Annotated in this window: 7 protein-coding genes; all 7 read right to left on the reverse strand. The window is 52.4% G+C overall.

What is annotated here, in order from left to right; genetic code table 11:
• Positions 1–191: 191 nt before the first annotated feature.
• The 7 genes from CJP46_RS31055 to CJP46_RS31085 all read right to left on the reverse strand — a co-directional run bounded on the left by CJP46_RS31055 (position 192) and on the right by CJP46_RS31085 (position 12,540).
• Entirely contained in the window at positions 192–4,727 is a 4,536-nt protein-coding gene (locus CJP46_RS31055; RefSeq protein ID WP_094599505.1) for a collagen binding domain-containing protein, read from the reverse strand.
• A gap of 247 nt (positions 4,728–4,974) precedes the next feature.
• A complete protein-coding gene (locus CJP46_RS31060; RefSeq protein ID WP_094599506.1) occupies positions 4,975–5,589 on the reverse strand; it encodes a class D sortase in 615 nt (204 codons plus the stop codon).
• A gap of 33 nt (positions 5,590–5,622) precedes the next feature.
• Positions 5,623–5,913, reverse strand: coding sequence for a hypothetical protein (locus CJP46_RS31065; protein ID WP_179281401.1), 291 nt, complete (start codon positions 5,911–5,913; stop codon positions 5,623–5,625).
• Between the two features lie 147 nt (positions 5,914–6,060).
• Positions 6,061–9,174, reverse strand: a complete 3,114-nt coding sequence (locus CJP46_RS31070) for a hybrid sensor histidine kinase/response regulator (protein ID WP_094599507.1) — start codon at positions 9,172–9,174, stop codon at positions 6,061–6,063.
• A 201-nt stretch (positions 9,175–9,375) separates the two neighbouring features.
• Positions 9,376–10,551: a response regulator gene (locus CJP46_RS31075; RefSeq protein WP_094599508.1), complete on the reverse strand. Its 1,176-nt coding sequence runs from the start codon at positions 10,549–10,551 to the stop codon at positions 9,376–9,378.
• A gap of 594 nt (positions 10,552–11,145) precedes the next feature.
• Positions 11,146–11,661 (reverse strand): mismatch-specific DNA-glycosylase, encoded by a 516-nt coding sequence (locus CJP46_RS31080; RefSeq protein WP_094599509.1) that lies wholly within the window; start codon positions 11,659–11,661, stop codon positions 11,146–11,148.
• Between the two features lie 24 nt (positions 11,662–11,685).
• On the reverse strand, positions 11,686–12,540 hold the full coding sequence (locus CJP46_RS31085; RefSeq protein ID WP_094599598.1) for a MurR/RpiR family transcriptional regulator: 855 nt from the start codon (positions 12,538–12,540) through the stop codon (positions 11,686–11,688).
• Between the last annotated feature and the right edge of the window lie 308 nt (positions 12,541–12,848).

Consider the following 12,848-nt stretch of genomic DNA (forward strand, 5'->3'; position numbering starts at 1 on the left):
AGGCTGTGCAGCCCACTCTGAGGTTAACATGGGCTGACAAAGGCGACCACTTCGATTCTCCAGAATTGATCCGTCCGCTCCGCTGGATTCACGGATGCAAAAAAGCAGCCTGCCGTTTCTGCGGCAGGCTGCTTGCTTACTACTTGGTTTACACTGCTTCTATCCAATTTGCTTAAGCTAGTCGCTTCATTCTACAACTGCTTTTGGGCTGCTTGTCTCTTCTTGAGTCCGAACAAAGCAGCACCAAGTGCAATCAAGCCCACACCCGCAAGCTGCATCGGCAGATGGCTGGCCTCCCCTGTCTTCGGCAGAGTTGCCGCCCCTTCAGTCGATGACCCGCCAGGCTTCTGGCTGCTACCTGTATGGCTGCCAGCGCTGCTGTTCTCGCCTGGGTCGGTTTCATGACCCGGGCTCGGCTGCGTTCCAGCCCCGCCAGTGCCCGCTGTGCCGCCGCCATTCGGCTGCCCCGGCTTGGCTGGCTGCTCCGGCTGGTTCGGCTGTCCCGGATCGCTTGGCGCCGGTCCGATGATCACTCCGCCTGGTATGTTCGGAATCTGCGGACCTTCTGGCGTTCCGCTGTCCCCAGGCAGCTGCGGTTCGTCCGGATCCGGAGTAGGCGTTACCGGCGGATTCGGTTGGTTACCTCCACCGCCGGGGTCACCGCCGCCATCGGTGCTTCCACCGCCGCCCCCGCCTGTGCTGCGGCCGTTCTCCACGGTAATCGCGGTCTCCTGACCGGATACGATTTCGAATTCGGTCTGTGCCTTCCAGATGTAGTAGCCGGACGGAGCGGCCGTCTCTTCGGCGTAATACTTGCCAGGTCTCAGATCGTCTACACCCAATTCGCCGTGCTCGTCCGTCACCAGACCGGCGAGTTCCTCGCCTTTGGCATTTAGTACCGGCTGCTTGTTCTCATCGAGAATGCGGAACTCGGCACCTTTCAACGGAATATCCAGCCGGCCTGTCTGAATTTTGGTGATCTTCAGCGAGCCGGTGATCTTGTCGTTGGTGAAGTTCAGCAGCAGCGGCTGGTCATCTACGATTTCGAATTTCAGCGGTTCCAGCACGGACTGATAACCGACAGGAGGTGTAACTTCTACAAACATGTAGCTGCCCGCCTTCAGATTCGGAACGGGTACCTTACCGTCCGCATCCGTGGTCAGCCCTGTCACCACTTCATGTCCCTGCTCGTCCAGCAGGTTAAACACGGCGCCTTCCAATGGCGAGCCGTCATAAGCGTCGGTTTTGGTCAGTTGGACAGAACCGACATAGATTTCATTGGCTACGGTTTTTTGCTTGGTGATCGACTGGTTCACTTCAATGGTAAACGGGATCGGCGTCGCATCGAGCCTGTATCCCTTAGGGGCTTGGACCTCGATCAACTGGTAGTCTCCAGCTTCAAGATGAGCCAGCAGGATTTTTCCATCCTCCCCTGTATTCAGCTCCGTCTTACCCGTGACGTCTTCGAAAGCCCCGTTCACGTCCTTTTGAAGCTTGAACACGGCTCCTTCCAGAACCTTCGCAGAATCATCCTTATCTACCTTCGTGAGCTCGAAATCCCATATGCCTTTCGTATTCGTGACGGTTATTTCGGCTGCATCCGCTTTGAAGGTCATCTTCTTACCGTTCCGGTACTCATCGTCGATGAGATAGCCGGCAGGAGCGGCCAGTTCCTTCAGCACGTAATCATTGTACCGGGTGCTGCTGAAGACCGCTTTCCCCTCTTTATCGGTAACGAGCTCCCGAATGAGAGTGCTGCCGGTCTTATCGTAGAGCCCGAAACGGGCACCTTCCAACGGCGCGTTATCTGCGGCGTCCACTTTGGTAATCGTCAGATCGCCTTTGCCCGTCTGGGCGCCGCCGCCGGCTCCCGAGAAGCTGACATTGACGCTTTTATTTTCGTCTTTGCTGACGCTACCCGAGGATTGGCCGGCAAACTTGGCATTGTTGCTGATCGTGTCGCCATTGTCGGCATTAATGAACGACTTATACTTCAGAATATACGCTTCCTGGATCGTATCCTTGAAAGTCAGGGTAAATGCATTGTCCTTGACGTCAAGCATATAAGCTGCCGGGCTTACGAGTGCCTTTTGTGTGAGGTTCCCGTTCTTGTCTACTGCCGTACTATACAGTTCAAACGAAGATGGAATCAGGATCTGATTCTCGGATAAAGTATCCGTCAGCACCGCGTTGTCCACGATGGACTGGCTGCGGTTCACATTGAGGGTCCAGTAAGCAAAATCCTGATCCGCCCCGGCTCCTTGCACGCCGGTTTTATTGATATATTCGCCGCCAAACTGAGGATTCACATTGGTAGACTGCGCAAACAGCTTGGAATCCGGCTGTGCACGGTCAAACATCTCGGCGGCGTTGCTGTAGCTTGCTGCCACCGGATGATCTTTCAAGCTTGTTTTGTACGTGATCCGGTAGGCGCCGTCGATCGGTTTGTTGAACACCAGTTCAAAACCGTCTGTTCCATTCTCCGTCAGCGTCTTTAACGTGTAATCATCGTTCAGTACGAGAGGAGCTCCATTTGGATTAACGCCATTCGCACCGCCTGTGAGCTCCAGCGGTTGAACCACCAAGGATTCCGGCAAAAACGTCTGCTCCCCGGTGTAGAAATCCCTGACGACAGGCTGGCTCACCTGATAAAGGTTGTAGTTCACGTTCAAGTTCCAAGTGATTTCCTTGGTCTTCGCATCATAGCTTCCCGTTTTGCTGCCGTTGTTTTTCGTGAAGTTGTCAGCAGGGGCGCTTGCGGTTTTGTTGATCGACTTTTGTCCGTCGCTTTCCTTCCAATCGACCTTGGCAGTGTTCGTATATTCATTCATTTTGCCTGCGGTCGGATCGAATTTGGTTTTGTAAGTAATTAGATAGTTAGCATTGATAGGATTAGTGAACGTAATCTTGAACCCGGTATCATATCGCGGATCAGGCTCAAGCTTGTAATCCGTTCCCTCCGTCAGTCCTTCTATTTTGACGCTATCAGAAATCAGCTCCATGTGCTGGTCTGCAAAATTATCCGTAATGACGACATCGGTCATGTTCTTATTGTCATCATTCAGGCTGAGCTTCCAATCAATCGTCTTGTCGGCATAGTTCGTTCCCGTATAGGTCTTCCAGAAAATAACCTGCTTGATGTCTTTTCCGACCGTGACATCCGGCACATCTGGCATGCTAACTGTGTTTTGAACGTTTCCATCCTCGTACACGCGCCCGGATGCCTTCGTCTTATATTGAATTTCATAGGCAGCATTAACATCGCGCGAGAACTGAAGCTTGAAGCCCTCCGCCGTTTTGGTCACGGTATAATCCGTGTCCTTTAAAAGAGGCAGCGTTTCGGTTTTCTGCGAAGCGGTGCCGTTATCGGCAATCGTCATCTCGTACACTTTGAACGAGTCGTCTACCAGCTCCTGCGTGGATGTATCAAACTTATCGTTGATCCAAGCCTTGGCCTGAGGCAGGCTCTGTTCGTTATAGTTGTACTCGATCGCCCAAGAAATGGTTTGACTATTTGCGTCATAGCCTGTGGACTTTTTACCGAGCGGCTTGCTGTACTTCGTATCCACCTTTGCCGACTTCGTCAGCGGGGGCCCGCCACCGTCGACTTCCACATTGTTTGTGTACGTTGTGTCCGTCGTCTGCGTAATTTTCGTCTTGTAATGCACCCGATACGCACTGTCCGAGCTTCCGTTAAATTTCAGTTCAAATCCATCAGCAGCTGGAGTCGTGTCATATCCGATGAACAACTCCGGATCTTCCTTGACCGAGCCGTTCAGCTGAACCTCCAGCTTGTGGACTTCGATGGAAGCCGGGATCAGCTCCAAACCTGCTGGCAGCGCATCCTTGAACTGCGCATCCGTCAGCATGCGCTCACCCTTGTTGAAATCGACCGTCCAGGTAATTTCGCTCGGGTTCATCGCTTTGTTCGGCGTACCGGACTTGTCGATTTCGCTGTCTGTCGGATTGTTGAAATGAATAGGGATGATAATCGGATCATCGGGATAATCAAAGACGATGTCCTGCTTGGTCCCGCCGGAAAACTTGCTGCCGTCGAAATTTCTCCATACGTAAAAATCCCCGGACCATTCATTGTTATCCTCGATCTCCTTGCTGAACGTAAAGGTAACCTTACCCTCCGACGTAATATGATAGGTACCTACATCACCAGTCAGGATGCCGTCCAATGCCCGGTCCGGCTTGAATTTGTCAGGGAGATCGAAGGTAAAGGTAGCACCTTCATGGAAACCATGGTCTGCAGGAAGTGTCCAATATACGTCCACTTGAACGGTGGCCCCCATATCGATGCGGATGTCCTGAAGTTTGTTTCCCTTATCGTCCTTCATTTGAACATCGGTAATGATGTTCTCCGTAATAACCTCGCCCTGCGCCGCCGGATCTGCATCCGCCTGTACGTCTCCTTCAGCAGCAGCCAAGTCCGACGCAGCCGGCGCTCCAGTCGATGGGTCGGGTTCAGCCGGTACAGCTGGTGTCTCTTCCCCAGGGGTCGCTGGAGCATCCCCAGCCGGCATATCCGTCCCCTGATCCCCCGGGGTCACAGCCCCTTCACCGGAAGCCGGTGCATCCGCATCGGATGTGCTCACGGCTTCGGTTGTACTTCCGGTGGTGTCCGTTTCGGCACGCACCAGACCGGAAGGAACCAGCAGGTTAATGAGCAGAAATAATGCCATTAACACATAAGGCACCTTCCAAAATCTTCTTCTCATTCGTAAGATTTCACCTCTCACTCTCTATTTTTCAAAATGGTTCCGCTGGTGAAAAATGATAAGTTTTGTCCGTGTTTGTCGAACCAGCAAACATAATTACTATAAAGGGTCCCTCTGAATAAGTTCTGAATCTCGCTTTCCGTCCATGGAAGGCCAAGTGAGAGGGTGCGGAAGTTTTTGAGCAAACGACGATCTTGGTGCACCGGACAACAAAAAAACGCCCTGCCTTCACATGGAGGCAGGTGCGTTATAGGGATTTCATTTTACCTTTGATAATCAGCCGATGCGTCGGATTCACCAACGGATCGCAGGTCACCAGGGTGATTTCCCGGTCCCGGCCATTCGCTTCCAAGACCCACACCTCTTCCGGTTTGACGACCAGCTTGTCCGTTACCGTATATTCAAAGATCGCGGAGCCGGTGTCCACGCGAATGGCGTCCCCTGGCTGGAGCTCATCGAGCCGATTGAAGTTGCGGCCGTACGTCCGGCTGCGATGGCCTGCGACGGCGAAATTCCCGATTTGTCCGGCTTTGCCGGTATGCTCAATGCTGGCAAGGCTTGTTTTCATATGCTTTAGGGTAGCACCGTGCAGGATGGGCAGCTTCAAATCGATTGTATCGATGCTGAGCATGCCCTCCACCTCTCCGTCATCAGGCTTAGTAGAGACTGCGGCAGGGGTTCCCTTCGGTACATTGTCATACTCGGCGATTCCGCCAACTGCCTTCGACACCTGCTCCTCTTCGTAGCCTTCGATGTTTTGGAAGCTCTTCTCCCACTCGCTGGCCAGCTTCTGCTGCGCCGCGTCTTCCCTTAGCTCGGCCAGCTTTGGGTAACACAGCAGGATTACGCCGGCCGCAATCATGATGCCTGCCCATATTTTGATCTTAATCGATGGTCACCCGCTTTTCTCCCCAGATTTTTCTTCCCAGATCAGCCCTGCAAACAAAACGCGTTTCGGTTCCTTCGTCAGGGAACAGCTCTCCCAATGATCCATTTTGGCCAGCCCGCGCCGGACCAGTGCAAAAATCGTATTCGTCGTACAATACCAACCCGGTTTCGAAGGATTCAAGGAGTTATCAGGCTCCTCCTCGTAAGTCCAATACCCGCCATGCTTCCAGCGTTTTAACCGCCCGCCGTGCTTTCGCGCCATGTTCAGCGCTTCAATTTGTTTGTCGGATAAATGCATACGATCACCACTTAACCTTTAATTGTCTTTTCGCCGGCAGAGTCGGCGGATCAGGCATCAATTTACCGATACCAAGCATATCTTGATTAAATCATACGGGACTGGATAAATTCTGAATATCACAGATCGATGACAGAAGAAATTCCTTTACGTATCCGCTGAACGGCTGGCTTGTACGGGTATGACAAAAGATACGACGGTCCCTGTTCCCCATTGGCTCTGAATCTTCAGTCCCTTTCCATACTGCTGCATCAGTCTGCGATTCGTATTCAGAAGCCCGATGCCGCGGTCCTCCGATTTCGTCTCGTTCCGCCGGGGCTTCAGCAGCTGCTCTACTTCCTCCTCGGACATGCCTTGGCCATTATCCTTTACCTCAAAAAGGACTTCATCCGCTTGTCGTGAAATTCGGATCCATACCGTTCCTCCTTGCAGACGGCTCAGCAGCCCATGTTTGACGGCATTTTCTACTAGCGGCTGCAGTGTCAGCGGAGGAATCCAAAGCGCGAGATCCGAATCCAGGTCCCATACGACCTCCAGCCGTTCCCTGAAGCGCTCCTTCTCGATGTAGAGATAAGCGCTCACCAGCTCCAATTCGTGGTCGAGCGGTATCGCCTTCTCCGAATTCAGGAAATCGATGCTGATCCGCAAATATGACATGAAGGCATGGGCCAAATCGCGCATTTTATCCTGATCGATTTCGCTCAGCGCCATGATGGAATTCATCGTATTGAAGAAAAAATGAGGCTTGATTTGCGCTTGCAGATAGGCGGCCTCCATGCCAAGCCGTTCGTCAATCGACCTTTTCAAAGCTGCCAGCGATAAAACCCTGTATTGTAACTCAAGCGCATCCACGGGCTTGGCGACATAATCGTTGGCACCGGCGATAAATCCGGCATAAATATCTTCCGGCCGGGTTCTCGCGGTCAGGAGCAAGATCGGCAGCTCGGAGCCCGAATAGCGCTCTCGGACGATCCTCGTCAATTCATAGCCGGACATCCCAGGCATCATGACGTCGGAAATAAGCAGATCCCATCCGGAAGAATTCAGTTGAGTCAACGCTTCTTTCGCCGATCTCGCGGTCCCCACCTCATACTGCTCCTCCGTAAAAATACCTGTCAGGACCCGTAAATTGACCGGATTGTCTTCAACGATCAGCACCTTCAGCCCATTGGAGGAGAAGCGACGATCCGAGGCGATCTGAATAAGATCCGATTCGGTACCGACCGCCGCTTGCCACAGCAGCATGCTGGAGGCTTTCTCCTGGTCGATCTGCTCCTTCTGCGGCATCGGGACCATCGCCTTCGCCGTGATCTTAGCGATTGGCAGGGAAAAGCTGAATGTCGTTCCTTTTCCCAATTCGGATTGTACGTTCAGGCTTCCCCCATGCAGTTCGACCAGCTGCTTGCTGATGCTCAAACCAAGCCCGATCCCTCCGTTACCATCCTCAGCCCCCTGCTCATAAGGAAGAAATATTTTTTCCAGCGCCTCTGTGCCCATCCCCCGGCCTGTGTCTGCGATTTGGATGACAACGCTCCCCGCTTTGGCTTCTGCCATCACGTTGACCGACCCTTCATCCGTAAACTTGATCGCATTATGAAGCAAATTGGACAGAATTTGGATCAGCCGCTGCTCGTCGGCATATACGGAGGGAAGCGGGCCGGATACGGACAGCCCTACCTGAATCGGCTTGCCTTCTGTCATATATGCAAGCATGCCGATGACCCCTTGAATGACAGGTTCAACCTGAAGAGACTCCTGCCGCAGAACGATCCGGTGGTCCTTGAGTCTGGAAGCATCGAGCAAATCGTTCAGTAAATGCGCCATCCGGCGGCTGATCGTTATGAGAAGCTCCATGTTGCTGCGGCTGTCCTTCTGGATCGCCCCATCCTCTCGAGCCAGCACGGATTGGGCGATGTTGATGATGCCGTGCAGCGGGGTTCGAAGCTCATGCGACGTGTTCGCCAAAAACTGATCCTTCCGTTCGTCGGCTGCTTGAAGCTGGGCATTCAGCTTGGCATTTTCCGCCGCATTGCGGAAGTACCTAATAAACCAGTATGTAGAAAACCCGATAATCGCGGCAAGAATATCGATAGGATAGTAAATCGGACTGGCGATCCAGTCAAAGTTCACGACTCCCCAAAGGATATTGGACAACACGCTGACCGCGGACAGAAGAATAATAAAAGCGTCCCGCTGCTTCCGATATACCATTTTCCCAAACGAAACGATAAACCAGGCAGTAGGAATCAGATAGAGCAAGCCAAATATATGATTGGCCGTCGAAAGGTGAATCAGGCGGGACGGGGCCGCCAGTACGAATGCGCAATACAGCACGAGCACGCCGATATATCCCCTGAAAAAACGTCCCCGCCAGGCTTGCCCTAAAAAGCTTCCACCCATTAGCATCAAGCAGAACGTCACGCATAAATAGGAAAGGATTTTCACCTTAAGAGCCCAGGCGTAAGTGAGAGGGATCCACATTAACAGAATAGACTCATGATCCGATATTACGGTCATCCCCGCGGATACCAGCAGCAGAATAAATACCAGCAGCAGCTTTTCTTTCGGATTGATCGCATACAAAATGACCGCATAGGATGCGTGGAGAAGCAATATAAAAAAGGTGATGAGCTGAAAGCCAATGGAATACCACCACTCAAAATCGATGGCCGCCTGCGTACCAAAGCGCAAAGATTTGACGATCCCCCCGCTGGTCGGGTCCTCATAGTTCGCGGCCTGAATCATCAGATCAATGACCTTTTCGCCATTTGCGCTATATGTGTCAATAAAAGAAACCATGCGGGGCGCATATGCTTTCGCGTCTTCTGCAGGCTGGCCGAAACCGCCTACGGTCTTTCCGTTCATGATCACCACGGAGGAAGACTTGACCTGCTTGACCCATAAGGCATACGACTGTTCCATCGGCTGATCCACCAGGATGCGAAGCCGGTAGGTACCGTAGCCGAATGAGGAGGATCTATTCTCCCAAGTACCTCTCCAATCCCCGGGCACTTGAATGAGGCTTCTGTCCCCGGCGGCCTGCTCGGCCTGGCTGCCGCTCTTGAAAAGCATATCGGGATAAAACTCCCACTCTCCGTCCAGGTTGATGGAATGCCTGTCATCCAGGCTTACCCCGCGGAGATCCAAGACGCCGTTCACTGCGTTCACCTGCACGTCGATGCCGCCGAATGCCGTCGACCAGCCCCACCGGGCTGCAAGCAGGCAGGCTAAATATAAGATTAAGATCACTGCTTTTTTCATGTTCAATCGCGGCCTCGTTTCGTCAGGAAGTTCTGCATTTTGTATTCATACTTTTTTATCGGACTAAGCCGCTTCATTAAACAGAACCAATCCAATACAATTCAGAGCACTGCCGGCGCAAATCAAAAACGGGTGCCTATTCGGCACCCGTTTCCTCATTTCTCCTTATTTCTGCAGCTTGCCGTATTCAGACAGGCCGTCCTATTGAACGTCGGCTTCTTGCTTTTCATGCAAGCGCTCCTTCTCCCACGCCGCGAACCAAGCTGAGATCTCCTTACTGGGCGTCATATCGTAGTCTTCCAGGAAAACCGATGTCATTTGCTCGTACAGCCGGCGGACCCCCGCCAGTTGACTGATGGCGGCATACAGCTTCATTAAGCCGTCGTACCCCTCTTCCCTGTAGGGCATTTTCCGGATCATCTCCTGGTACAATCCGATGGCTTCCGCGTGCTGACCGAGGCGGACGCAGCATTCGGCGATCTGCTTCGCATGGTCAAACCAGAGGAGCCGGGTTCGCTCCTGTTCCGGTTCTGCCCACCCGTACCCGTGCTCCCCTAGGAAATCCCCAGGATACTTATCCATGATGACGATATGTTCTGAAAGGTTTTCGGGCGCTACCAGAGGAGCGCTGCGCAGGCATTGTTCCCACTCCTCGATATCCAGCGTTACATTTCCGAATTCAAGCCGGTATCCTTCATCCTGAAACTTGATATGTAGATCGATGCCGCACATCTTAATCGTTTTCCGGATTTGATAGATTGCCGTGTGAAGCTGGGTTGTTGCCCTTTTCAGGTTAAAGTCCGGCCATAACAGGTCGATCAAGGTTTGCTTGCTCACGGTTTTATTCCGGTAATAGATCAGGTACGCAAATAATTCCGGTGCTTTAAGGGTTCTCCATGAAAAGGACTGGGGCTTGCCGTCTGCGGATCGAAAGTGCAGGTTTTTCAGGCAGCACAGCATCATATGGTTTTCGGGTTGTCCGTCATCCGAAGAGGAAACCGCAGTCCGCGATCGGGTAGCCACACGCTCCATCGTCACGGCCAGCCTATTGGGATGGATCGGTTTAAGTAAATAGTCCAGCGCGTTAATCTCAAAAGCTTTTATAGCAAACTCCTGGTATGCCGTTACAAAGACAACCTCCAGGCCGGGAATCATGGCATGCAGGTGGTCAGCCAGTTCAAATCCCGACATTTCCGGCATATCGATGTCCAGAAAGGCAAGATCCGGAGCGGTCTCTGCCGCTGCATCCAGCGCTTGAAGAGGGCTCTGGAAGGCAAGGACAGACATCGTTTCCGGATTTACTCCTTCCAGCGACTGCAGGAGCCGTTCCATTTTCTGCAAAGCAAGAAATTCGTCATCAACGAGAATAATCTTCAAGGTCTATGCGTTCTCCTTTCAGGCCATTTCGAACATGAGCCGCCTCCTTCCCAAAGATGCGGTCCCCCGCTAGAGTCATGTACGGCTATGCTGAAAGCAGCCCCGCAAAAAAATCTTATTGCAGAGCTGCTCTACGATCACTCAATTCGAGAGTATCATTAATTGGGTATCTATTCAATTCGTTCAGTAAATAAGAGAATGAAGGATGAAAGACCCTTAAGTAAACAACGCGATATTAAACAATTTTATAATTAAAGCAATAACGACAAGGAATGACGAAGTATATGCGAGTTGGTTAAATGTTTGATCTTCGGCGGAGCGGCGGCGCTTCTTTTTCGGACGAGGCTTTTTTCTGATGAGTTTCCTTTTGGACATGTTGGAAGTCCTCCATTAAGGGAGTGTCATACAGCAAAGGCTGCACCCGGTTGTCTTCATGGTCAGCACCTTATTCCACTTATATGTAGCCAAAGAGACAAAGGGAACTAGCCGAATCGCCCCTTGTACGCCGGCCCGTTCCCTGCTGTCTTTGTAGACGCCAAAAAGCAGGGCCTACCTCTGGGCATCGCCTGCTTGGTTAGACGGACGATGACATGGTCAGGATCCCTGCTTCTCTATAAACTCCGCCAGCCGGCGGTAGATTCCGATGATCTCCTCCATCGGCATTCGTACGAGCCCGCTTGAGCTGGGGGCCACGAACTCATGAATTTCCGGGATGACGGGGTCCGGCTGAAATCCCCAATCCACCTTGGACCGCCGGCTGTATTCCGTATACACGCCTTTGCCCACAAAGCAGGCGATCCGCGGCAGGTACTGCCGCAATTTTCCCCGGAGAATTTCCCTACCCTCCGCGTACTCCTGCCGCTGGATATCCTCGACGCCCCGGGTTGGTCTCGCCACAATATTCGTGAAACCGTAGCCGAGCTTCAGAAGATCCTGGTCTTCCGAAGCATCGTACAGTCTCGGCGTCAGCCCCGAGCGTTGCAAAATACGGTAGAAATTGTTCCGCGGATTGGCGTAATGGTGTCCGGTCTCTCCGGACTGCAGGCTGGGATTAAAGCCGATAAACAGGATGGACAAGCCATAATCGAGATGATCCGGTATCTCGGGCATCCTGATCGCCTCCTTTGTTTCCGGTTAGTACAATTTATCCGACGTCGCTTTAGCCGTGATTTCCCTGTACTTCAGCGCTTCATCCTTCATACGCAAGGATACGGCGACGTTCAGCATGTCGATGACGGCCAGCTGCGACATTTTCGCCGACAGGGAACTCCCCTGAAGCGGATTCTCGCGACCCACCATAATCAGCACGATGTCCGCCACTTTGGTGATCGGGGAACGGGCGTTGCTCGTAATGGCAATAATGCGGGCGCCCGCTTTTTTCGCCAAATTCAGATTGTCGATCGTGTCCTTGGTGCTGCCCGAGATGGACAAACCGACGGCCACGTCGCTGCTCGTCATGAGCGAAGCACCCATCGCCTGAAAATGGGTATCCGCGACAGCCGTGCTCCTTTTGCCGATCCGGGCGAAGCTGTGAGCCCCCTGCATCGCCGTCAGCCCCGAAGACCCCACCCCAAAAAAGTGGATGGACGATGCGCTTAGCAGGCACTCAATCGCCTTGCTCAGCTGCTCCCCATTGATCAGCTCGCGCGTTTGGTCGAGGGTCTGGATATGGGTGCCGATGATTTTCTGGCTGAGCGTGATCGCGTCATCGTCCTCGGAAATCTCTTTATGAATATGATCCGTCGGCTTGACCAGATCCTGGGCAAGTGACAGCTTGAAGTCCTGAAAGCCTTGAAACTTCAGCTTGCGGCAGAAGCGCAGCACCGTCGTTTCCCCCACATCCGCCTTTTCGGCGAGCTCCGTCACCGACTCATAGATAATATCCTGGGCATGCTCCAAAATATACTGGGCCACCTTCTGCTCGGTTTTCGTCAGTCCGTTCAGATGGCTGCGGATGCTCAGCAGGGTTTTTCCCATTTCCTGCACCATGGACAATCGTATCTTCCCCTTCCTCTTCCTCTTTCTAAGCCGTTTCGCCGGTAATTCGCACGGCCGGTTCGCTTGGTTATTCGTAAGACCGGTTCGCCGGTTATTCATATACACTCGTTTAGGAGATTATTTCCCCTAATCATATATAATGGAGGTTAATTTCTCCAATAACAATACAATTTTATTGTATAAGCAAAAAAGGAGGATTGCAAGCAGGGGGGATGGCATTTGCAAAAGTGCATCTATTTAGCTTCAAAACTCGCTTTTAGCGAAAATAGCCAAAATCAGATGCACTTTTTGCAGTTATT

The organism is Paenibacillus sp. XY044 (assembly GCF_002257645.1).
In the GTDB taxonomy this organism is placed as follows: Bacteria; Bacillota; Bacilli; order Paenibacillales; family Paenibacillaceae; genus Paenibacillus_AQ.